This is a genomic window from Ochrobactrum soli, from assembly GCF_003664555.1.
GTDB lineage: Bacteria > Pseudomonadota > Alphaproteobacteria > Rhizobiales > Rhizobiaceae > Brucella > Brucella teleogrylli.
The window spans coordinates 146,912-170,224 of record NZ_RCHH01000004.1 but is presented as its reverse complement, the minus strand read 5'-3'; the positions used below and the strand labels follow the sequence as shown (position 1 = coordinate 170,224).

The following is a 23,313-nucleotide window of genomic DNA, read 5'->3' as shown; positions in this document are numbered from 1 at the left end:
ACGTTACGTCAAAGCGGCTCAAAGCCGCTCTTCCCAACCGCAAGCGATTGCCTTTGTTCCTGCATGTTCATGGCATCACAAGCGATCCGGCATTGGAACAAATTTGCCCGCCAATTGTTCGACCCAGCGAAAATCATAGGATTCCTATGGTGTCCATGGATTAGGATATGGTCGTGCCCAAAGACGCAAGTGATGATTCATCTTCGGACATCAATCAAACACTCCCACGCTGGCGTCGCGCAGCGCTTTTCAAGCAGCTGGGTCCTGGCCTTATTACCGGCGCAGCGGATGACGACCCGAGCGGCATAGCAACCTATTCGCAAGCAGGTGCCCAGTTTGGATACAACATGCTGTGGAGCATGTTGTTTACGTTTCCGCTTATGACAGCGATCCAACTGGTCAGCGGCCGGATTGGTAGAGTTACCGGTAAGGGGCTCGCTGCAAATTTGTGCGAAATCATTCCCCGCTGGGCGCTGCTTTCGCTTGTTGGGCTGCTACTGATCGCCAACACCATCAATATGGGTGCCAATCTATCCGCCATGGGCGCAGCCGCCAGTCTGGTGACAAACGGCTCTCCCGTCGTGTTCACGTTAGCTTTTGGGGTTTTATCGCTCGGATTGCAACTCTTCATAACCTACGAAACATATGCTCGCTATCTCAAGTGGCTTACACTCGTTTTACTTGCATATGTAGCAGTATTGTTCGTGGCGAATGTCGACTGGTGGGCAGCTTTAAAAGGCTTTTTCTGGCCAAACTTTCCGCTCCAAGGCGAAAGCCTCACGATGATCGTTGCCATTTTCGGAACGACCATAAGCCCATATCTCCTGTTTTGGCAAAGCTCTCAGGAGGTAGAAGAAATCGACAATTCAGAAGATGAGCAGCCGCTTCGTAAAAATCCCGCAGAAGCAAAGAAGGAACTGAAACGTATTCGTATCGATACTTTCGCTGGCATGGCTGTTTCTAATATTGTGGCTATCGCAATCATCATGAGCACAGCAGCAACCCTGCATGCGGCGGGAAAGACCGAGGTCAATTCCGCAGCCGAGGTCGCCGAAGCCCTCAAGCCATTGGCAGGCGATTTTGCTTTCCTCATCTTCAGTTTGGGGATTATTGGAACTGGGCTTTTGTCGTTACCTGTGCTTGCGGGCTCGGTCGCCTACGCCTTTGGCGAATCCCAAGGTTGGAAATGCGGTCTGGCGAACAAGCCCTGGGAAGCGATTGGATTCTACGGCGTAATCGCACTGGCTTTCCTAGTGGGAGTTGCGATTGCGATTTCGTCCATCGACCCTATTGCCGCATTATTTTGGAGCGCGGTTGTCAACGGTATCGTCGCGGTTCCAATAATGGCGGCCATGATGATCGTAGCGAGCAGGCGCGATGAAATGGGCAAATTCACGATAGGTTTTGCAACAAGATTGTTCGGATGGATTGCGACCGTCGCGATGGCGGCAGCTGCCGTCGCAATGTTTGTATTCTGGTAGTACTCCAAATCAAATGATTGCGGTTAGTCTAGGACACGATGTGCCTCTCTTCGATGTAGCTTTCCCCCCATTCCTTCATTGCAAGCATATGCCTGACCCCACTGGGGCGTTCACTACAGGCACCCTTCGCGAGCCTCTATCACTGGACGGTTGAGCATATGGATACGATCCGGCATCTCCAGGCAGAGTTCGACAGCCGTCAGGCGTGATATTGCGTTATCCTTCCGCCGAGCTTTCAGCTTCGAGACGTTATGATAGCGTCTCCAGTGCTTTCGCGAGTTCGCTGATGAGCGGTGAAGGGGCATCGACTGTGTATATGCCAAATTCGGCGATCGGCGCTATGGGCAGGTTGTATCTTCCATTGATAGTCTGGCAATCTGATGGGACTGCTTCGGAAAACAGCACCCCAACGCCCAACCCTCCCCGCAAAGCCGTTAACATGGCGGGTAAACTTTTCACGCGACAGCCAACGGTCCATGCAATGCCTGCTTCTGCGAGGGACGCGATCATCCGGTCCTGCCACGAACAGGATGTTTCAAAAAGAACGACGGGAAGCGGGTTCTTTTCGTCCACGTCGAGCAATCGGCTTGCGCACCAGACCAGTTGATAGGATATGAAACTGAGCGGCGGTAGAGCGAACCGAGCGGGATCGGCGACAACAATGTCGGTCTGCCCTTCATGAAAGGAGCGCGCAAGCTGCGCCGAATTGGATGAACTGAGCTCAATGTCAACCGAAGGATGTTTCTGCCGGAACTGAGCAATCGCGCCTGGCAGACGCGTGACGGCGAGATCTTCGAAGAGCCCCAGCCGAATACGACCCACCAGTTTCTTATCGAGCAATCCACGCTGCATATCCTCGGTGAGCGCAATGACCCTCCGCGCATAAGTCAGAAAGGCCTCTCCAGCTTCAGTCAGAGAAACCCCGCGCGAGGATCGCGTGAACAGTTCCCTGTCCAGCTCCTTTTCTATCCGCTGCAATTGCATGCTGACGGCAGCCTGTGTGCGCGCAAGACGATCCGCTGCCTTACTCAAGGCGCCCGTTTCGGCAACGGCGATGAACATCCTGAGAAGTCTGAGATCGTAACTCGCGTCCATAATGAATCCTTATACCTCACTAATAATTATAAGGGTACACGAGGGGCGAGGCCTTTGGCAATATCACACCAGAAACCAGGAAATGGAGCATCACATGTCCCACTATAAAGATAAATTGGCTGCTTGCGGTATCGACTGGCCCAATCTAGCCCGGCCTGATTTGCCCTTCTCGCCAACAACGAAAGTCGATAATTTTCTCTATGTTTCAGGCCAGATACCCGAAAAGGGCAGCGACATTGCTTATGTCGGGCAGGTCGGTCGCGATATTGATATAGAAACCGCACTCGAGAGCGCGAAACTTTGCGCCGCGAATGTCATATTCTGGGCGAATGCAGCTCTCGATGGCGATCTTGATCGCGTCGTCCGGCTGGCCAAGCTTACGGTCTTCGTCAATGCCGTGCCCGGGTTCACCGCCTATTCGCAGATCGGCAATGGCGCCTCGCAGGTCATGAACGCGGTTTTCGGCGAACGCGGCGAGCATGCGCGTTGTGCCATTGGCGTGGCGGGGCTGCCAGCCAACGTGCCAGTCGAAGTTGAAGCCGTTTTTCACATTCGTTGATCAAGGGACCTGCAAATGTCCGTCGTGCATTTCAATCATAGCGGCGCGGGGCTGCCATCCGCCGAAACGGTTCAAGCGGTCGTTGATCATCTGCGCGTCGAAGCGGAACGCGGTCCGATGGAGGCTGGTGCGTTTGCATCCGATGCCATCCAGAACACCTATCAGGCGGCAGCACAACTGCTGGGCTGCTCGCCACAGGATGTCGCCTTCGGAACCAGCCATGGCCAGCTTTATGGCAACCTGATTGCTTCGATACCGCTATCTGCCGGCGACAAGATTGTTGTCAGCCGTCAGGAATGGATTGGCAATGTTTTATGCCTGCAACGCTCCGCAGATTTGAGCGGCGCTTCGCTCTCCTTGATGGCTTCGGATGATACGAGCGCTGTGGACCCCGTTGCGCTCCTTGAAAACCTCTCATCGGAGGTGCGCATTGTCGCTCTTACCTGGATTGGAGCAGGAAGCGCATTGATCAATCCTGCGGCCGCGATTGGCGCCGCCATTCGTGAGGCCGGTTCATCAGCGTTTTTTATCATCGATGCCAGTCAGGCAATTGGACAGGTGCCGATCAATGTTGCCGAATTAGGCTGTGATGCTCTGATCGCGTGCGGGCGGAAATTTCTACGCGGGCCGCGCGGAACGGCATTGGCCTATATTTCTCCCCGCCTTGCAGCAGAAATCGTGCCGCGTAGCATCGACAACCTGTCCTCAACCTTGAGCACCGGAAACGTTTTGGTGGCAAACAGCGCTCGGGCTTTTGAGTTTGGTGAGGAATCGGTGGCCCTCAAACTCGGTCTCGGGAAAGCAATAGAACAAACCCTCGCTTTGGGTGTGGACCGCATCCGACTGGATCTGGATCACAAAGCGAGCGTTCTTCGTCGGGCACTTGGTGAAATACCGGGCGTCCATTTACTTGATCTTGGAGACAGTAAAGGCGCTGCCGTCACCTTTGTAATTGATAGCTTTCCTTGCGCGCCTGTAAAACAACATCTCGCTGATATGGGCATCAACATCGGCATGAACGGAACGGGCTACACGCCTTACGACATGTCGATACGCGGGATTTCGGAACTACTTCGAGCCTCCGTACATTTGAGCACTACCGATGAACATATCGCCGTGATCGTCAATGCAGTCAGATCAATCACCAGTTCCAGAGTTCGAGTATCAAAATGAATCACAGAAAGCAGACTGCACTTCTTCTGGGTGGAAACAAAGGACTTGGCTTGGGCGTTGCAGAGGCTCTTTCAAGGCGCGGCGTGAATGTTGCACTCGTCGGTAGGGACAAGGTCGCCATGCGCGCAGCGGAAGAGCGCCTTGGCACACATGCTGGTTCGGTGAAGTCGTTCACCTGCGATCTAACCGATGCTGCCAGTGTCACCAGAATGATGGAAAATGTGGACAATGCCATTGGCAGCATCGATATCCTGCTTCTGAATGGCGGCGGCCCCGCCCCAATCGCAGCGTCACGATATGACGAAGCCTACTGGAACACGCAGATCAGAAGCATGTTCCTCAGCCAAATCGAGATCGCCGCTCACTATCTGCCAGCCATGCGGAAACGTCATTTCGGTCGGATCATCGCTGTATCCTCGACAAGCATCCGGGAACCCATTCCCAATCTGGCTGCATCCAATGCCTTAAGATCTGCCCTCGCGGGATGGGCCAAGACGCTTGCCACTGAAGTGGCTGGAGATGGCGTAACTGTCAATGTCGTCATGCCGGGCCGTTTTGCGACCGAGCGTACAACCCGTCTGGACGAGTTGGATGCCGCCGAGCGAGGTGTAGATCCAGCGGTCATTGCTGCCGAGAGCCAGCGAGAAATTCCCGTCGGACGCTATGGCACACCGGAGGAATTCGGCGAGGTTGTGGCGTTCCTTGCCAGCGAGGCGGCAAGCTATGTCAACGGTGTGGCATTGCCAATCGACGGAGGCCTCAGTCGTTCGATGATCTGACACGCGCTTTATCAGACAAAAATCAGCACTTCCCCATCTCGATGGCTGCGACAACGCATGAAACGGGATGAGCAAGCCGCCAAACTGAAAGGCCTTGCACTTTTCCAAAACCAAAATAATCAACCTCAATATTTTTCTATTAGAAAATTTCTGTTGACTCCGCACGTCATTTTGAAATATCTATGCCTCAACAAAATAAGAGGGGCGTTAAGTAAATGCGTGCATTGCTGGACAAAATCGATCGGAAGCTCGTCAAGCTTCTGTCAGACGACGCACGCGATGGCGCCAACCAGATCGCCGAGCGGCTTGAGCTCAGCCCACCCACAATTAGGGCGCGACTGAAAAACCTTATCGAGAATAAGCTTTTCAAGATTTCCGGCGTTGTGAACGTTTCGGAGCGTCCCGAGCTTGTCGTCGCGATGATGGGCATTCACGCTAATGGACAGGGCCGTCTCGACGAAATCGCGCGAAAGATGTCCGAGCTGCCTTTCGTCACTTCCGTAAGTATCGTCACCGGCAGATACGACATTCTTTGCGAAGTGATGTTCGAGGGAGATATGGAAGAATTATACCGGGTGACGAGTGAGTTGCTGCCCGGACTGGCAGAGCCAGGAACAATTCAAGGCAGCGAAACCTTCGTTGTCATGAAATCCCATAATAAGTGGCTGAGCCTGCCGCGCGGTGTATGGGAAGACGAAGAGAGCGACAAGCAGGCTCAATAATCCGCCACCAAAATGACCGTTCTATTTGGCCGCCTTGCGCGGAGACGACCGACTATTGCCTAACGAGGGAGAACTGAAACAAAATGTTGAAGAAAATCAATGCACTCATGGCGTCTGCAATGTTTGTTGCGCTCATGGGAGCAGCTGCGCAGACCACGACAGCGCACGCTGGAACACTTGACGATATCCTCGCCCGCGGCGAACTGCGCGTTGCGGTTCAAACCCAGGGCCCACCCTATTCCTTCATGGACAGGAACGGTAAGCGGACAGGAAGCGCCATTGAATTGACCGAACTGATGGCCAAGGAAATGGGCGTTAAGGTAACATATCTCGATTTCGATTGGGATGGACTCATCCCGGCGCTCCTTTCCGGTAAGGCTGACATATTGGCAGCAGATATGACCGCCACGATGAGCCGTGCGACCAAGGTTGCGTTCACCAAGCCATGGATTCACGTCGGCACTGTTGCTTTCACCGCTGCAGGCGGCGACTTCAAGAGTGTGGAAGACTGCAAAAAGCCCGGAACGACGGTCGCTGTCATTCTCGGATCGACTGCGGAAAAGAACATGTCGAAATACTTCCCAGAAGCGACCGTGAAGGCGTTCAAAGGCGGCGGTACGGTGGTTCTTGACGCGGTTGCATCCGGCCAAGCCCAATGCGGTGTAAACGACAACACGGCGGTCGCGGCCCAGGTGCAGAACTATCCTGAAGGCACATTTGAAGTCTTTCCGGAAATGCTTAGCGCAGAACCGCTTGCCTATGCAGTGCGCTACGACTCTCAGGACCTGATGATCTGGACGAACCTGTTTCTTGACAACGTGACGCTCGATGGCCGTTTGAAAGAAAACATGGATTATTGGGTCAATTCAAACAAGTGGCAAGCTGACCACTGATACCGACAGAGGTGCGGAACCATTCCGTTCCGCACCTTTGATCAAAAATTGAATCCAACCGGTGAGACATGTTTGGCAATCTGAACATACGGGTCATTTCGGAATATCTCCCAGATCTCTGGCAGGGTTTTCTGAATACAATGATGTTGTCGGCAGCCGGGTTCACCGGCGCAATGATCATAGGCATTGTTGCTTGTGCGCTCAGCATCCAGCCCACCCGCTGGCTGCGTACGATCGGCATTGCCTATATCGATCTTATCCGGGCAACCCCGCTGCTCGCGCAACTCTATTTTCTCTATTTCGGGCTGCCGCGTCTCGGCGTCATCCTGCCGGAAATGGTCATCGGCATCATAGCCCTGTCAATCAATTCCGGTGCCTATGTTGCTGAGATTATTCGCTCGGGCATCCTTTCCATTCCGCGCGGCCAGTTCGAAGCGGCTTTAAGTTCTGGCTTCACCTATATGCAGCGTATGCGCCTTATCGTTCTGCCGCAGGCGGTGCGACCGACAATTTCGCCGATGATCGGACAGGCAATCGTACTTGTGAAGGATTCGTCCCTTCTTTCTCTGATTTCCGTCGTTGAGCTTACCCGCGTCGGGCAACAGATCGCGCTTGATCGCTTCATGCCCGTTGAAGGGCTTGCAGCGACAGCTGCGGGCTTCCTGCTGATCTATTATCTGCTCAAGGCAATGGCTGGCACCTGGTCGCGTTTCAATCGCATGCCGGAACGCTAACAGGAGGCGCATATGTTTTGGTTTCAAGTCGAACGTTTGTTGAACTTCTGGCCCGTTCTGCTGAAGGGCCTTGGGATGACCGTTGCGCTGTCACTCCTGTCCCTCGTCATCGGGATGGTGATTGGACTGATCTTTGGAGTGCTTCGCGGCAGCGGAAATCGATGGCTATCAGCGATAACCGGGTTCTATATCGATCTGTTTCGCGGCACGCCCTTTCTGGTTCAGGTTTTCATCTGCTTCTTCATTCTGCCAACGATTGGGATTGAACTCACTGCATTCAATGCGGGCGTGATAGCACTTTCGAATCTGTCAGCGTGCTTTATTGGTGAAATCGTTGCTTCCGGCATCAAGGCGGTTCCGCGCGGGCAGACCGAGGCGGCAATTGCGTCGGGCTTCACCTATGCTCAACAGCTTCGGTTGATCGTCATGCCGCAGGCTTTGCGTATTGTTCGCCCTTCTCTGGTTGGACAATTCATCCTGCTCGTCAAGGATTCCTCTGTTGTTTCCGCGATCGGTATCATGGACCTCACCCGCTCCGGCTGGATGATCGTACAGAATATTCCTAACGGTCTGCTGGTCTTTGGCGTCGTCGGTATCGGTTACTTTATCGTCTGCTATCCGATGATCTATCTTTCACGTCGCATCGAACGCGGCACGCAATCTCCTATTTTGTAATTGGACAGGTCTAATGATTGAGTTTCAGGGTCTGAACAAATGGTTCGGCAGCGCGCTTCATGTGCTCAACAATATCGATCTGAAAGTCAGCAAGGGCGAAGTCGTCGTGGTTTGCGGACCTTCCGGCTCCGGCAAGAGCACGCTGATTCGATGTGTCAATGGACTGGAAGCCTTTCAGTCTGGAAAGCTTGTCGTAGACAGCATTGATTTGAGTTCCAAGGCAGCTGCCTTGCGTGAGTTGCGCATGGAAGTCGGGTTTGTCTTCCAGCAGTTCAATCTGTATCCGCACAAGACAGCACTTGAGAATGTAACCCTCGCTCCCATTCATGTGCGTGGATTATCAAAAGCCGAAGCCGAGAAACGCGGCAGGGAACTGCTTGCCAAAGTAGGCCTCGCCGACCGCATGAATAATTATCCGAACCAGCTGTCGGGTGGTCAACAGCAGCGTGTCGCCATTGCGCGCTCACTTTGCATGCAGCCCCGGATAATGCTGTTCGATGAACCTACGTCAGCGCTTGATCCTGAAATGATCAACGAGGTGCTGGATGTCATGGTCAGCCTTGCCAAAGAAGGCATGACAATGATGGTTGTCACCCACGAAATGGGTTTCGCCCGAAGCGTTGCTGATCGTGTCGTATTCATGGATCGTGGTTCGATTATTGAAAGCGGCGAACCGGAAAACTTCTTCAAGAACCCGCAAAATGAGCGCACGCGCGATTTCCTGAGCAAAGTCCTCCACCACTGACGCGACCTTCGTCGCATAATTGAGATAGATCGATCCTCATGCAGCATCGTCAGCAAAACGGTGAACGACTTTCTGTTGCCATCATCGGCGCGGGAATTGTCGGATGTAGCGCCGCACTCACTCTTGCCAAAGAAGGTCACAGCGTCACGGTTTTTGGTGATGAGGAGCCGGGGGCCGGGACTTCCTATGGAAACGCGGGCGCTATTGTCACGGGTTCGATTACGCCTACCGCAACACCCGCGGTGGTCCGCTCTCTGCCAACCTATATGTTTAACTGCAACTCTCCGGCAGTCTTGCGCCTTCATCATACCGCGAAAGCGCTGCCTTGGATAAAGCGCTTCATCGCGGCGGGCACCACAACAGCGGTTGATCGCATTGCTGCAGCGATGCATCCTCTCGTTTCCCAAGCTCTGGTCGCGCATCAGGAACTGACGGCGATTGCTGCAGTCAAGGATCTGATCACGCAAGAAGGTTGGCTGAAAGTCTATGACAGCGCCAAGGATTTCCAAAGCTCTGCACTTGAACGCCAACTTATGGAACGTCACGACGTCTGCCACAAAATCCTTAGCCAATCCTCGCTTCTGGATCTTGAACCGGCGCTCAATCCCGCTTCGTGTTTTAAGGGCCTCTATCAGCCGAAAGCAGGAAATGTCCGCTTTCCGAAGAAACTCGCAAGCGTCTATCTGGAAACAGCACATACTTTTGGTGCGGCCTTCGTTCGCGAGCACGTCAGCTCAGTTCGACCTTCAGAACGGGGCGGCGTCGCGCTCCGGGTTTTCTCCGGAGAGCAGCACTTTGATCGTGTGGTCATTGCAGCGGGTGCATGGTCCTCCATTTTAACAAGGCAACTTGGAGACAAGGTTTCGCTTGAGAGCGAACGCGGATACCACATCAGCTTCGGTGAAGGGTCCCAGTCATTGTTACGTGGTCCGGTCGTCATTCCCGGCAAAGGCTTTGTTTTGTCTCCAATGCATGACGGGTTGCGCCTGATAAGCGGCGATGAACTGGCGGGACTGAAAGCACCACCAAACTACAAGCGCATTCGCGCGCTACTGCCGGAGGCTATGATGGCCGTACCAGCCCTCAAGGACTGGCGCCCGGCATCTGAATGGATGGGCCATAGACCCTCAACGCCCGACACATTACCGGTGATCGGCCGAGCCCATAAATGCCGCGACGTGATCTATGCGTTCGGACACGGGCATCTGGGAGTGACTCTCTCCGCTATAACCGCCCAGCTTGTTGCTGATCTGGTCGGCGAACGTACGCCTGCTATCGATATTACACCATACAGCCCCACGAGATTCTGAAATCCGATGTCTGCATTTCCTATTAATCTTGATAACACTCCGCAATTCGATGGCCCCCTTCCTGATGTTGTTGACGTAACAATCATCGGCGGTGGCATCATCGGAGTTATGGCGGCCTGGGAACTGCGGAAACGTGGATTGAAGGTCCTTCTCTGCGAGAAAGGTCGCATCGCTGGCGAGCAATCCAGCCGAAACTGGGGCTGGATCCGTCAACAGGGTCGTGATTACGCAGAACTGCCCATCATGATGGACACGATCCCTCTCTGGAAAAGCTTAAACGAGAAGATCCTCGAGCAGATCGGCTTTCGCCAGAAAGGCATCACTTATCTCGCACGCAGCAAAGCCAAGCTCGCAAAATTCGAGCAATGGCTCGACGGTGCGCGCCAATACGGCGTCGATACGCGCATGTTATCCCAACGCGAAGTTGGCGCGATGATATCCGAAGGTAGAGGCTGGATTGGCGGCATGACCACACCGTCCGATGCTATGGCTGAACCGTTCGTTGCGGTCCCGACATTGGCTCAGGCAGCCGCTGAAGACGGTGTCATCATTCGCGAAAATTGCGCCATTCGCACATTGGACATTACAGGCAATCACATTCAAGGTGTCGCCACTGAGAGCGGCTATGTAAAATGTGAGAGAGTGGTAGTTGCGGCTGGCGCGTGGAGCGCCCTGTTTTTGAAACGGCACGGCATTCATCTCCCCCAACTGTCCGTCCTATCTTCTGCCTTGCAGATAGAACTGGCGACAGCGCCGCACGATGCCGCTGCCGCCGATGACCGCATCGCGTTCCGGCGTCGCACTGACGGGAGCTACACATTAACACCTTGGTCCACACATGATTTCTTCATCGGTCCGGATGCCTTCAGAAACTTTTCAGCTTACATTCCACAGTTGCGCGAGGACTTTACAAGCACGCGGTTCCGGCTTTCCGCTCCGCAGAATTATCCAGATGCATGGCGAACGCCCCGACGCTGGTCGAAAATAGACGAAACGCCGTTTGAGCGGTGCCGTGTACTGGATCCGAAGCCCAACCAGAAAGAGCTCAGCCGGGTTCTCAAGCAATTCGCTGCGGCATTTCCGAAGATCGGGACACCGCGCATTATACGAAGTTGGGCTGGCATGATCGACACCATGCCAGACGTGTTGCCCGTCGTGGATCAAGCCAGTATAAGCGGGCTTACGATTGCCACAGGAATGAGCGGCCACGGTTTCGGCATAGGTCCGGGCATGGCTCGTATTATCGCGGATCTGGTAGAATTGCGCCAACCGTCCTGGTCAATAGAACAGTTCGCGTTGGCGCGATATTCAACATAGTCGGATTGGGAGTCAGAACCTGACCCCGCCACCCATCAGTTTCCGGCAAGCATCTTTGCAAGTATGAAGCCAGAGCCGGCGCCGGTGCCAGCACCGGGCCAGGTGGAGGCGCCGCACATATAAAGTGAGCGGACGGGCGTTTTGTAGCGCGAGTATCCTGCTATGGGGCGGAACAGGAAATTCTGATCGAGATGGTGTGAGCCGCTCAAATTGTCACCGCCGATAAGATTGGCGTTCTCACGTTCAAGGTCTGCGGGTGAAAAGACCGAGCGCGCCCGGATCATGCCGCTGATCCCGGGCGCATAGCGCTCAAGGATTCCGATGACCCGATCGGCATAGGCGTCCTTCGCACTGTTCCAATCCGCAACAGCGATCTCTCCCATCGCATCGCCCTTGATCTCCGCCGGGAGGACACGGACCTGCACCCAGAGAACATGCTTGCCTTCCGGTGCACGCGATGGATCAATGGCCGTGGGCTGGCCAACCACAAGGGCCGGTTCTCCAGGCAGCAATCCATCCATAGCTTCCGCGTAAACCCGCGCCATCATGGCAAGGTCCGGGGCAATATGAACATAAGCGAAGCGCTTGAGTTCAGCGCCCGCAGTCCAGTTTGGCAACTCGTCCATGGCGAGGTGGATCATCATCGTGCCGGGTCCGGCCCGAAAAGCATTCGTCGCCTTGTTAACTTTTTGGGGGACCGCCGACCGGGGCAACATGTCACTGCCAAACAGCACCTTGGGATTGAGGTTGGCGATCACCGCCCGCTTCGCACTCAACGTGCGTCCGTCGGACAACACCACGCCCGTCGCTCTTCCGGCCTTGTCGAGACTGATCTTTTCGACACGCTGACCGAGAATGAGTTGTCCACCCTTCTCCTGCAGGAGACCCGCCATCGCGCGAATGATCGTATCTGCGCCTCCCTTGCCAATAACCATGCCGAACGCCTGATTTGCCATTGACTCGAGATAGGGAAATAGTGCTCCGCCTGCAACGTCGGGCGCGAAATCAAGATGCAGACCCCAAGCGGCCATCATGGCCTTAAGTTTGGGACTTTCGAAATTCGCGTCAAGAAAATCACGTGGCGTCGCCAGCAGAAGCTGCGCGATACGCCAGAGATTATCCATGCCGAGCGACCTGTAGGCCTTCCAGACTGTCCTTACCGCGGCTAGAGAAGGCATCGGCGAGCCGAGTAGGCCGAAAATATGCGGCGCATTGCGCTCGAAATCAGAAAGCATAGTCGCCCACGCCTCGGCGTCGACGGGCGACAGTTCCGCAATCCTTGCATTCGTTACCGTCACATCGCTGGAAACGCCAAGATGAGTACCGTCGCGAAAGACACTGGCAAAGCAATTTTGCGCCGGTACGAATTCGAGACCCTGTGCAGCAAGATCCGCGGCATAGGTTGCGTGAAAAGCTGAGCCAGCGAACATCGAAAGGTTCATGGCAGCCCAGTCGTGACGGAAGCCCGGCTCTGTCAACTCCAGGGTCTTCACCGCCCCGCCAGGAGAAGCTGCCGCTTCGACAACAGCAACACGCCAACCCTTTGCCGCCAGATGCACCGCCGCAGCGAGGCCATTATGCCCCGCGCCTACGACCACCGCATCGAACTCAACGTCATGTCCACTCATTCAGGCCCCCATTATTTTCAAATGCATATAATAGTGTAGATCGATCTCGGCAGGCTTCTGACCTCGCAGATTTAAATCATCAGGTCATCGCGGATATTGAAGGCCCGATATGTTGTAAAGTTCACCTTTGAGAGCAGGCATTTCGTTGCATTCACATATGATATCTTTTAAGCTTCAAGAAAATTCATATCAAGCTTTTTTAAAAAGCGAATGAGGGGCGCCATGTCGCAAAATTCTCAGTTGGACTCGAGTGAACAGGCTCGCCGATACGCGCGCTAACACGGGTAATAAAGTAATCGGAATCGAGCCAGCGCGAGGCTATTTTTCGGGGAGCGACGACACTATGACAGCACATGACTATATCGTGGTCGGCAGCGGCATAAACGCACTGGTAGCGGCAGCCATGCTTGGCAAAAAGGGCAAAAAGGTTCTGCTGCTCGAGCGCAATGACCGGCTCGGCGGCTGCCTGCGCACGGAAGAGATCACTGCACCGGGCTTCCGTCACGACGTCATGGCAACAACCATGGTGCTATTCCTGACCTCGCCCGCCTATGCTGCGCTTGGCAAGGATCTGGAGGCGCGAGGCCTCGAATTCGCCCACGCAGACCTCCCCACCGGCGTCGTACTGGCGGATGGGCGACATGCAATCCTGTCCAAAGACCGTAAAGCCAACATCGCTGCCTTCGACGCGCTCGCCGAGGGCGACGGCAAGTCCTTTGCCCGTGAGATGGACCGGATGGGTGCCGACGCACCCTTCATGTTCTCGCTGCTAGGCGGCTCGCTCTGGTCCGGCGGCATATTCAAGACCGTGCTGAAGGAAGCCTGGAAACGCGGGCCCCGCAATCTCGCCGCGTGGTTCGGCGAGGCGCTCGTCAATGGCCGCCATCATCTTGAAACCACCTATCGGTCGGATGTGATGCGCGGGCTCTTTGCCCCTTGGGTCCTCCATTGCGGGCTCAATCCCGAAAGCACTTATTCTGCGGCAATGCTCCGGGTCATCGGTTTTGCCATCGAACTGGCGGGTTGTCCGATTGTCAAAGGCGGCGCCGAAAATCTCGTCAAGGCGTTCACGCAACTCATTACGGATCAGGGCGGCACCATTCGCACCGGCGCGGATGTGGATGCAATACTGGAGGACCACAAAGGACAGGCCACGGGTGTTAAGCTTGCCGATGGCGAGGTGCTGGAGGCAGGCAAGGGTGTCATTGCATCGGTCACGCCCAACCAGCTTTATGGACACCTGCTGAAGGGCTCCAGCAGGCCGCTGCCCTCAGATATTGCGGATGGGCTGCGGGCTTATCGCTATGGCAAGGGCGACATGCAGATACACTACGCGCTCAAGTCGCCGCCGCGCTGGAAGGGCGGCGAGGACTTGTCGAAAGTTGCGCTCTTGCATCTTACACCGGGCCTCAACGGTGTGTCTCGTGCGGCGAATGAATGTGACCGTGGCATGCTGCCAGCGGTGCCAACCATCTGCGTCGGCCAGCCGACCGCGCTCGACCCATCCCGCGCGCCGGAAGGCCAGGCGATCCTCTGGCTACAATTGCCTGAAGCCCCGCGACACATCGAAGGCGATGCTGCCGGAGAACTCGCCACGCCTGCCGATGGCCGCTGGACCGACGAACTGCGCGAACACTATGCCGACCGTGTCGAGCGCATCCTCGCCCAGCACATCGAAGGCTTCGCCGAGACGATCATCGCCCGCAAGGCGTATTCACCAGCCGATCTTGAATCCATGAATATGAACCTCGTGGGCGGCGACCCCTACGGGGGCTTCTGCGGCGTCGATCAGTTTTTCATCTGGCGTCCGTTCAAGTCATCGGTCAACCACCGCACCCACGTTCCCGGTCTTTATCATATCGGCGCATCGACCCATCCCGGCCCGGGGCTGGGAGGCGGCTCGGGAATGCTGCTCGCGGCCTCGCTGAAATAGGATTGTCGTAAGACGGGTGCGCTCGCATCTGCGACTGCATCTTTGAACCCATGCAGAATCATATTTCTGGCTCTTCGAGTCCGCAAAACTGCAAATTAGGGCTGTTTGAGCTTGTACTTACTTAGGTCAAAGGGCGAAATTGATAAAGAAGTAATATGCGTAAGCATATAGTGCGACCTAAAATTGTTTCCTGACCGTACAATTCGCTTGCCAGTCAAACGCCGCTATTTTAAGATTAAAATATTCCGACCAATAAATAACCTTGGCGAGCGCGGGAACGCTCAAAAAAGCCGGGATCAGGGGAACGCGGAGCAAAACATGACTGAATTCACCCGTCGCCAGACGTTGGGTATGGGCGCTGCTGCCTTTTTGACGAGCATTCTGGCAGGGCGTCTGCCGGTGCAGGCGGCAGAAACCGACACGCTTACCATCGCTTTCAACGTCAATCTTCCGTCCTTCGATCCGACCGTCGGTCCGTCAGCGGTCAATCCGACGATTCAGGCAATCTACCGCTCGATTTTCGACCAGTATATCGGCCAGGACCCCGACCTCAAATTCGTTCCGGGCCTGCTGACAGGCTGGGGCTGGAACGACGACAAGACCAAGGTCTGGATGGATGTTCGCGAGGGTGTGACCTGGCATGACGGCTCGCCGTTCACCCCGGAAGATGTGGTCTGGGCGCTGGAGCGCGCCGCCGACGAAAAGACCGGCAACCCGATCCAGTTTGTCTGGTCCACTGTCGGCAACTACAAGATCGAAGGCAACAAGATCACTGGCGATGTGCTGCGCTTCGAACCCACCTATTTCATGTGGATGGCCTTCCTCACAGGCTACATCCTGCCCAAAGCCTATTATGAGAAAGTGGGCGCGGAGGGCTTCGAGAAGAAGCCTGTCGGCACAGGCCCCTATATGGTTGACGCCTATGAAGGCAATGCCTTCCTGCGCCTGAAGGCCAACCCAAATTATTGGGGCGGCAAGCCAGCTTTCGAAACTGTGATCTTCAAGTTCGTGCCGGATGGCACCAGCCGGGTTGCCGAGATCGAATCCGGCTCGTCCGACGTCACGCTTGAAATCCCGTATGAAGAATTCGACCGCCTGAAGGAAAAGAACGGTCTGGCAGGCGTCGCGACTCCGATCTCAGATATCGGCATGATCTTCCTTAACAATATCGAAGTCATGAACGACAAGAACGTGCGCCTGGCCGCCTGTCACGCCGTTGACAAGCAAGCTATCGTCAAGCGCCTGCTGCGTGGCTACGGCGTACCAATCGACACGCTCGAAGCGCCGGAATATTCGGCCTATGATCCATCAATCAAGGTTCCTTACGATCCCGAACTCGCCAAAAAACTGCTGGCCGACTCCGGCTATTCGACCGACAAACCCGTGAAGTTCAAGATTCAGACCACCCGTGGCCTGAAGCCGAAGGACTACGAAATGGTTCAGGCCATTGTGGGCATGTGGCGCAAGGTCGGCATCGAAGCCGAAATCGAGGTCTACGAGATAGCCAAGCACTATGAGCTGCGCGCCGCCGACCAGCTTGCACCAGCTGCCTTCTACAACTGGGGCAATGCGATCGGCGACCCGACCACCTCAACAGGCTTCGCCATGTTCGGCCCTTCGCCCCACTCGGTATGGAACACCGACGATCTGGATGGCATGATCGCTCCGCTTTGGGGTGAGAAAGACGAGGCCAAGCGCATCGCTGGCTGGAAAGCCGTCTGCAAGTATATTGCGGAGCAAGGTTACGTGCTGCCGTTGCTGCAATACGCACAGCCTATTGTCTATAAATCAACGCTGAAGGTCACCCCGAATGTTTCGGGCGCGCTGCAACCAACCTTGGTATCAAAGGCTTGATAGCATGTTGGCCGGGCACGCGCTGTGCCAGCCTTCCATTGCTTGATTGATGTCCGGCCTGCTTGGCCGGACACACCAGTATAGTGTCTACGTCTGCCTGCGCGAGACTCCATAACCATGCAATTGCTTGCTCTTTCTATCCTGAACCGTCTGGTTCTCGCGGCGGTGACCCTGTTTGGGGTTGCAGTTGTGGTTTTTGTCCTGTTGCGCGTCGTTCCCGGCGACCCTATCGCCATGATGATCTCGCCGGGCGCTACACCGGAACAGATCGCGCAGCTTCGCGCGAACTATGGACTCGATGGCAGTATCTTCAGCCAGTTCAGTATCTGGCTGACGTCACTGCTTTCAGGAGATTTCGGCACCTCCATCTCGCTGCGCCGCAATGTTCTGGAACTGTTGTCCGAACGCCTGCCAGCAACCCTTGAGCTCGCCTTCATCGCACTGATCTTCGCTATTCTGCTCGGCGCTGCCGTGGCGATTGCTGGCACGCTCGTGCGCCGCACCCCTGCCGAACCCGTCATCGATACCGTCAACGGCGTGGTGCTGGCTGTGCCCGACTTCGTCTGGGCACTGGCACTTGTGTTGGTGTTGGGTGTGTTCTTCCCCATATTACCTCTCTCCGGGCGGATCGATCCGAGCGTGCAGAGCAATTTTGCAACCCCCTTCTATCTGTTCGAAAGCCTGCTACGCCTGCGCTTCGCGCAGTTCGCCGACATCGCCGCCCATATGACCATGCCAGTACTGGCGCTCGGTTTGCCACTCGCGGCGATTATCGCCCGCGTGCTGAAGGAGGCGCTGCTCGAAGCCATGGTGCAGGACTATGTGCTGCTCGCCAAGCTCAAGGGCATGTCCTCGTTACGGCTGGTGTTGCAAGAGGCACTGCGCAATGCCGTTGGCCCCACCATCGCGCTGACCGGAGTGCAGTTCACCTTCCTGATCGGCGGCACAGTCATCGTTGAGCGTATCTTCGCCTATCCCGGCATCGGCAATATGGCAATCGACGCTGTCATCAACCGCGACCTGCCACTCATTCAGGGCCTTGTCCTCGTCTTCGGCGCCCTGTTCATCGTTATCAATATTATGGTTGACGTCCTCGTCGCCGCATTCAATCCGAGGCTGCGCCATGGTTAAGTCACTGCGCGCGGCGCTTTCTGAACCCAAGGTAATTCTCGGCGGCGGCTTTATCCTCTGCCTTATATTGGTCGCGATCTTTGCGCCGTGGCTCGCGCCCAAGGATCCGCTCGAACAGGACCTGATGCTCGCCACGCTGCCGCCAGCAGGCTATTCTGGCACCGAGCCCGGTTACTGGTTCGGCACCGACGATCTTGGTCGCGACGTGCTTTCGCGCCTGATCCACGGCACGCGCGTCGCCTTGCTGGTCGCCTTCATCGCCGCAGGTCTTGCGGCGCTGGTTGGCACCGCGCTCGGGCTGCTCGCAGGCTGGTATCGCGGCTGGGTCGACTCCGTCATCTCGCGTCTCGTCGACATCTGGATGGCGTTCCCGCCGGTACTGTTATCGATCCTGCTGGTGGCAGTCTTCGGCGCGGGCGTGCATTCGGTCATCGCAGCCATCGTCATCATCGACTGGACGCGTTTCTGTCGTGTCGTCCGTTCGGAAACGATGGCGCAGGCGCGGATGGACTATGTAACGGCAGCGCAAGTTTTGGGCTTCTCCCGCTTCAAGATCCTGATCGGCCAGATCCTGCCGAATGTCGCCCCGGTCCTGATCGCGCTCATCAGCCTGGAAATGGGTATCGCCGTCATCGTCGAGGCTATTCTCTCATTCGTCGGTCTTTCCGTCTCGTCCGACACGCCAACCTGGGGCGGCATGATCGCGCAGGGCCGACAGATCATCTATCAGGGATGGTGGGTATTGGTGGCGCCTCTCGTGATGCTTTTCCTGACCGTTCTTGCCTTCAACCAGCTCGGCGACGGCCTGCGCCGCGCCCTTGACCCGATGATGCGCCGATGACCGAACCCCTTCTCTCCATCAACAGCCTGTCGGCGGTCTCGGATCGGGATGGCGGCTCGCCCGTTCTTCGTGATGTCGCATTGACACTCGGGCGCGGCGAGGTCCGCGGCCTCGTCGGTGAGAGCGGCGCCGGCAAATCGACCATCGCCAAGGCGCTGCTTGGTATCCTGCCGCACACGGTCCGCATTACCCGCGGCACCATCAATTTCGAGGGCCGCGACCTCCTGACCATACCGGCTCCCCAATTACGCCAGATTATGGGCAGTGAAATCTCGCTCATCCCGCAGGACCCGCAGACGGCGCTTAATCCAGGCCGTCGTATCGAGGCCCAACTGACCGACGGCTTGCGCCTCAAGCGCGGCCTGTCAAGCAAGGCGGCCCGTGAACGCGCGCTGACCCTGCTGGAGGAAGTGCATATCCGCGATCCGGAGCGGGTTTTGCGCGCTTATCCGCATGAGCTATCGGGCGGCATGCGCCAGCGCGTGCTGATTGCCTCGGCATTTGCGCTCGAACCCAAGCTCGTGATTGCCGACGAACCGACAACCGCGCTCGACGTGACCGTGCAAAAGCAGATCCTTCGCCTCATTCGCGGCATGCAGCGCACTCATGGCACGGGCGTCATATTCGTGACGCATGATCTGGGCGTCGTTGCCCAAATCTGTGACAGCGTAACGCTGCTCTACTCCGGTAAGGTGATCGAGCAGGGCAGCACCGCCGATGTCCTGCAGCGACCCAAGCACATCTACACTAAGGCGCTGATGGCCGCTGGCCCGCGTTACGACCGCCCCAATAGCGGCTTGGAACCGGTGCCACAATCGGTGTTCGAGCAACTGCGCGCCGAGATCGGAAAAAGCTGATGACCAACATGCTTCTCACAGCTCGCGGCATAGAAGTCGCTTACGGTGCGGGTGGCCTTTTCGGCAGGTCTGCTGGCCACAAGGTGCTGCATGGCATCGACATCGACATCGCGCGCGGAGAAACGATCGGCATCGTCGGCGAGTCCGGCTCGGGTAAGACAACGCTTGGCCGGGCGCTGCTGCGCCTCGTCGACATCTCCGCCGGCGAAATCCGGTTCGACGGTCAGGATATTACCAGTCTGCCCGATAACAGGATGCGACCACTGCGCCGACGTATGCAGATGATCTTCCAGGACCCGATGGCATCGCTCAATCCGCGCCATTCCATTCGCCGCATTCTGGTGGAGCCAATGCTGTTGCACAGATTGGCGGCCAACGCCGCTGAGGCCGAGGCGAAGGTTCTCAAAATTCTCGACCGCTTCACCCTGCCCGAGGTCGTGCTTGACCGCAATGCCCACGAACTCTCGGGCGGTCAGCGCCAGCGAGTGGGCATCGCCCGCGCCGCCCTTCTCGAACCGGACTTCGTTCTAGCTGACGAAATCGTCTCCGGCCTTGACGTTTCGACGCAGGCGCAGGTACTCAACTTGATGAAAGACCTGTCGCGTGATATGGGCCTTTCCATGGCCTTCATCAGTCACGATCTTAGCGTCATTCGGGCCATCTGCGACCGCGTCTATGTGCTTCGTTTCGGCAAGGTCGTCGAGGCGGGAGCGTGCGAACAAGTCTTCGCTGATCCGAAGTCAGCCTATACCCGCGCGCTGCTCGACGCGATCCCACTGCCGGAAATCGACCCGGAATGGCTCGAGCGCGAAGCACTGCCCGAACCCCACTGACGATCAGCGCCCGAGCAGCGTTTCGAGATTAATCGACTCGGCCATTGTCAGATTGCCCTTATCGCCGGGGTGAAGATGATCGCCGGAATCGAAAGCTGGCGCGATGCGGGCGTTATTGTCTGGATCGCGAAGAAGCGCATCAAAATCGACCACCGCGTCGAACGCACCGCTCTTGCGAATCCACTGATTGATCTCGTTGCGAAGCGCGTCCTTGTCGGCGTTGTAGTAGCCCTCGAGTGGGGTCCCAGAAAGCGCACCCTCGAATGGTGTCAGTGTTGCGCCAATGACACGGATGTTGTGCGCGTGTGCCAACGCGATGAGCTGCCCGTAGCTCTCGATCATAGCCTCAACGCTCGGTCGCTTGGAGTTCGGAGCAAAGGCAGTGCCTGGCCACGAAATATCGTTGATGCCGATGAATACGATGAGCGCCTTCACGTTGGGCTTGGACAGTACATCGCTCTCCAAACGGGCAACTGCGTTAACACCCATTTTGTCCTCGAGCAGGCGGGCGCCGGAAATACCCGCGTTAAGGACGGCGATGCGTCGGGGCGCAAGCCGCTTTGCAAGAAAATCGGGCCAGCGCGAGTCTGCATCCACTGTCGCTCCGTTACCATCGGTAATGGAATCGCCGATGATGGCGACTGCACCTTCGTTAGGGGTATCGACCAGAACGTCTGTTAAAAGAATGCGTGCATCGGTCGTGTCAAATGCCGTGAAGTCGCCCGCCGCAGTAAGGTTACCATGGCCGAACCATGCTGTCTGACGGCCATCCCAATGAAAGGTGTCCAGAGCCGTTTCATCCGGCAGAAAAATGGAAACCGCGAGCCGCGATTGCGCATCGGTTTGCAAATCCACCGGATCACTAACCACCGGTGCGCCGGGCAGCATGACGACGCTCGATTTACCGCCAAAAGTGAGCTTTCGGATAGTCGACGGGGCTACTGCCGCCTGCTGACCAGCGGGGGCAACGCTGGCTGCGCCAATTTTCAAAGGCTGTTTTCCATAGATGTTTGAGAAAACGAACCTCAGTCTCATGCCTCCAAGACTAATTCGAACAATCTGGCGGAAAGTACGATCTTTCACCCTTGCAGGGATTTTTGTCGGGAAGGCGAAATCCCCTCCCCAGACCGGTTGTGGACTGGCCGTCCACGTGCCGACCCACTGCCCATCATCGGCGATCGCGGGCGCTGGGCCGAGAAGGATGGCTCCCATAGCCAGGGCGCTTGCAATCCAGCCAGTAAATAGGAATTTCCGACCAGCTCGACGGCCAGTGCGCGCGCTGTTTAGTCGAAGCGACATTATCTTCTTATCCTCTCGTTACGAGCGCATCGCTTGGGCGATGCATTTTGCTCGCGATGTTTCGTTCGCGAGAGAATAGATCGTGTTACGATAGTGATATAGATTGCTCATTGTAATATCATTTGTGAATTCAAAGACCAATTCCAGCACCACCGTCGTCGCGCTTCCCTCATCAGCTAGTCGACGTATCTAAGGAAAGAAAATGGCGCGCGCTGAAATCAATCGCTCGGGTGAAATGGAAGTGTTTGTCTGCGTGGTCGAGCGGGGCGGATTTTCGGCGGCGGCACGCGCCTGTCGCATGACACCGTCCGCAGTCAGCAAGTTGATAACACGGTTAGAGACCCGCCTTGGCGCACGATTGGTGAACCGCTCCACACGAGCGTTCCAACTCACCCCGGAGGGATGCGTGTTCTACGAACGCGCCATGCGAATTCTCGCAGATATCGCCGACGCCGAGAGGGGCGCAGGCACAGGCGAAGAGCCCGTCGGTCGCATCCGCCTCAACACCAGCGCATCCTATGCCACCCATATCCTCGCTCCTATTCTTCCGGAGTTTCTGGCGCAATTTCCCGGCGTCTCGCTTGATCTTATACAAACTGATACCGTCGTGGATTTGCTTGCCGAAAGAACGGATGTAGCGGTGCGTGCGGGACCGCTGAAGAGTTCCAGCCTTGTTGCGCGAAAACTGGGCGACTCCGCCATGCTGATTGTTGCCGCCCCAGCCTATCTCGACCAATTGGGCGAACCGAAAACAATCGAAGACCTTGAAGGCTACAACAGGCTCGGCTTTGGCTATGTGCGCTCTGGAGATGGCTGGCCGCTCATGAGGAATGGCGAGACCGTCGTGGTGCCGGTCGTTGGACGTGTTCAAGCCAGCGACGGCGAAGCTCTGCGGCGACTGGCGCTGAGCGGCGTGGGCCTTGTCCGCGCGCCGAACTTCACCGTACGGGAGGACATTGCAAGTGGACGTCTCGTACCGGTTTTGGAGGAATTTAATCCCGGGGATCGGGAATCCTTCCACGCCATACATATCGGTCAGGGCGGCCCAGTGCCCTCCCGCGTGAGGGCACTTCTCGACTTTCTGGCCCTCCGAGGAAGAGTTTCGTAGCATCAACGCGCCTGAACACCTTATTTAGTGATGCTGGACCAATATGTCTTGTTACAGCTTCTCAGCAGTCATCATTCGAGCGAGAAAACCGCGGATGATCGGCAGCGCTTCGTCAAAATAGGTTTCCAACAACCAGTGGCCTGCTTGTTCCAGAAAATTAACCTCAGTGTCCGGCAGATCGCTTCGATAGGCGCGCGCAGAGTCTGCAGGCATATAGCCATCCTGCGGCCCCCACAAGATCAGGGTCGACGGCTGATCTGCACCAAACACCGCCCCCTCACATGCAGCAACAGAGAACTTTCCTCGATTCACGCTTCACGTTGATGCATTTCATCTTCCATACTAG

Annotated in this window: 22 protein-coding genes; 18 read left to right on the top strand and 4 right to left on the bottom strand. The window is 56.3% G+C overall.

Translation table 11 applies throughout. The features are described from left to right. Positions 1 to 167: 167 nt before the first annotated feature. Positions 168 to 1,481, top strand: a complete 1,314-nt coding sequence (locus tag D8666_RS10325) for an Nramp family divalent metal transporter (RefSeq protein ID WP_121537670.1) — start codon at positions 168 to 170, stop codon at positions 1,479 to 1,481. A gap of 249 nt (positions 1,482 to 1,730) precedes the next feature. On the opposite strand, the gene D8666_RS10320 is transcribed toward D8666_RS10325, so the two are convergent. Then, positions 1,731 to 2,576 carry a LysR family transcriptional regulator gene (locus tag D8666_RS10320; RefSeq protein WP_109366152.1) on the bottom strand — a complete coding sequence of 282 codons (846 nt, stop codon included), beginning with the start codon at positions 2,574 to 2,576 and terminating at the stop codon, positions 1,731 to 1,733. 94 nt (positions 2,577 to 2,670) lie between these two features. On the opposite strand from D8666_RS10320, the gene D8666_RS10315 reads away from it, so the two are divergent. The 10 genes from D8666_RS10315 to D8666_RS10270 all read left to right on the top strand — a co-directional run bounded on the left by D8666_RS10315 (position 2,671) and on the right by D8666_RS10270 (position 11,483). After that, positions 2,671 to 3,135, top strand: coding sequence for a RidA family protein (locus D8666_RS10315; RefSeq protein WP_167836061.1), 465 nt, complete (start codon positions 2,671 to 2,673; stop codon positions 3,133 to 3,135). A 15-nt stretch (positions 3,136 to 3,150) separates the two neighbouring features. Beyond that, the gene (locus D8666_RS10310; RefSeq protein WP_121537666.1) at positions 3,151 to 4,308 is read left to right on the top strand and encodes an aminotransferase class V-fold PLP-dependent enzyme; all 1,158 of its coding nucleotides are present in this window, start codon (positions 3,151 to 3,153) and stop codon (positions 4,306 to 4,308) included. Beyond that, complete coding sequence (locus D8666_RS10305; RefSeq protein ID WP_121537664.1) at positions 4,305 to 5,087, top strand: SDR family oxidoreductase; 783 nt, start codon at positions 4,305 to 4,307, stop codon at positions 5,085 to 5,087. Before D8666_RS10310 ends, D8666_RS10305 begins: the two co-directional genes overlap by 4 nt. Before the next feature lie 215 nt (positions 5,088 to 5,302). Continuing rightward, entirely contained in the window at positions 5,303 to 5,809 is a 507-nt protein-coding gene (locus D8666_RS10300) for an Lrp/AsnC family transcriptional regulator (RefSeq protein WP_109366156.1), read from the top strand. Between the two features lie 83 nt (positions 5,810 to 5,892). Next, a complete protein-coding gene (locus tag D8666_RS10295; RefSeq protein WP_167836060.1) occupies positions 5,893 to 6,702 on the top strand; it encodes an ABC transporter substrate-binding protein in 810 nt (269 codons plus the stop codon). 68 nt (positions 6,703 to 6,770) lie between these two features. Next, entirely contained in the window at positions 6,771 to 7,436 is a 666-nt protein-coding gene (locus D8666_RS10290) for an amino acid ABC transporter permease (RefSeq protein ID WP_109366157.1), read from the top strand. A gap of 12 nt (positions 7,437 to 7,448) precedes the next feature. Then, positions 7,449 to 8,111, top strand: a complete 663-nt coding sequence (locus D8666_RS10285) for an amino acid ABC transporter permease (protein WP_121537662.1) — start codon at positions 7,449 to 7,451, stop codon at positions 8,109 to 8,111. A 13-nt stretch (positions 8,112 to 8,124) separates the two neighbouring features. Continuing rightward, the gene (locus D8666_RS10280; protein WP_109366159.1) at positions 8,125 to 8,856 is read left to right on the top strand and encodes an amino acid ABC transporter ATP-binding protein; all 732 of its coding nucleotides are present in this window, start codon (positions 8,125 to 8,127) and stop codon (positions 8,854 to 8,856) included. A 38-nt stretch (positions 8,857 to 8,894) separates the two neighbouring features. Beyond that, entirely contained in the window at positions 8,895 to 10,166 is a 1,272-nt protein-coding gene (locus D8666_RS10275; protein WP_121537660.1) for an NAD(P)/FAD-dependent oxidoreductase, read from the top strand. Positions 10,167 to 10,172: 6 nt separating this feature from the next. After that, positions 10,173 to 11,483, top strand: a complete 1,311-nt coding sequence (locus tag D8666_RS10270) for an NAD(P)/FAD-dependent oxidoreductase (protein WP_109366161.1) — start codon at positions 10,173 to 10,175, stop codon at positions 11,481 to 11,483. Between the two features lie 35 nt (positions 11,484 to 11,518). On the opposite strand, the gene D8666_RS10265 is transcribed toward D8666_RS10270, so the two are convergent. Further along, a complete protein-coding gene (locus tag D8666_RS10265) occupies positions 11,519 to 13,111 on the bottom strand; it encodes a phytoene desaturase family protein (protein WP_121537658.1) in 1,593 nt (530 codons plus the stop codon). Positions 13,112 to 13,454: 343 nt separating this feature from the next. Between D8666_RS10265 and D8666_RS10260 the strand changes: the two genes are divergently transcribed. The 6 genes from D8666_RS10260 to D8666_RS10235 all read left to right on the top strand — a co-directional run bounded on the left by D8666_RS10260 (position 13,455) and on the right by D8666_RS10235 (position 20,560). Beyond that, a complete protein-coding gene (locus D8666_RS10260; protein WP_121537656.1) occupies positions 13,455 to 15,044 on the top strand; it encodes a phytoene desaturase family protein in 1,590 nt (529 codons plus the stop codon). 318 nt (positions 15,045 to 15,362) lie between these two features. Further along, complete coding sequence (locus tag D8666_RS10255) at positions 15,363 to 16,898, top strand: ABC transporter substrate-binding protein (protein WP_109366164.1); 1,536 nt, start codon at positions 15,363 to 15,365, stop codon at positions 16,896 to 16,898. A 123-nt stretch (positions 16,899 to 17,021) separates the two neighbouring features. Continuing rightward, complete coding sequence (locus D8666_RS10250) at positions 17,022 to 18,029, top strand: ABC transporter permease (RefSeq protein WP_371830811.1); 1,008 nt, start codon at positions 17,022 to 17,024, stop codon at positions 18,027 to 18,029. After that, on the top strand, positions 18,022 to 18,870 hold the full coding sequence (locus D8666_RS10245) for an ABC transporter permease (RefSeq protein WP_109366166.1): 849 nt from the start codon (positions 18,022 to 18,024) through the stop codon (positions 18,868 to 18,870). Before D8666_RS10250 ends, D8666_RS10245 begins: the two co-directional genes overlap by 8 nt. Next, positions 18,867 to 19,727, top strand: coding sequence for an ABC transporter ATP-binding protein (locus D8666_RS10240; protein ID WP_121537654.1), 861 nt, complete (start codon positions 18,867 to 18,869; stop codon positions 19,725 to 19,727). Before D8666_RS10245 ends, D8666_RS10240 begins: the two co-directional genes overlap by 4 nt. Beyond that, positions 19,727 to 20,560: an ATP-binding cassette domain-containing protein gene (locus D8666_RS10235; protein ID WP_109366168.1), complete on the top strand. Its 834-nt coding sequence runs from the start codon at positions 19,727 to 19,729 to the stop codon at positions 20,558 to 20,560. Before D8666_RS10240 ends, D8666_RS10235 begins: the two co-directional genes overlap by 1 nt. 3 nt (positions 20,561 to 20,563) lie before the next feature. Here D8666_RS10235 and D8666_RS10230 read toward each other — a convergent pair whose 3' ends face one another. Next, the gene (locus tag D8666_RS10230; RefSeq protein WP_109366169.1) at positions 20,564 to 21,859 is read right to left on the bottom strand and encodes an SGNH/GDSL hydrolase family protein; all 1,296 of its coding nucleotides are present in this window, start codon (positions 21,857 to 21,859) and stop codon (positions 20,564 to 20,566) included. A 202-nt stretch (positions 21,860 to 22,061) separates the two neighbouring features. Here D8666_RS10230 and D8666_RS10225 point away from each other — a divergent pair, with 202 nt between their 5' ends. Then, positions 22,062 to 22,967, top strand: coding sequence for a LysR family transcriptional regulator (locus D8666_RS10225; protein ID WP_121537652.1), 906 nt, complete (start codon positions 22,062 to 22,064; stop codon positions 22,965 to 22,967). 51 nt (positions 22,968 to 23,018) lie between these two features. Here the strand turns inward: D8666_RS10225 and D8666_RS10220 are convergent, their stop codons facing one another. Next, positions 23,019 to 23,237: an alpha/beta fold hydrolase gene (locus tag D8666_RS10220; protein ID WP_209445974.1), complete on the bottom strand. Its 219-nt coding sequence runs from the start codon at positions 23,235 to 23,237 to the stop codon at positions 23,019 to 23,021. Positions 23,238 to 23,313 lie beyond the last annotated feature (76 nt).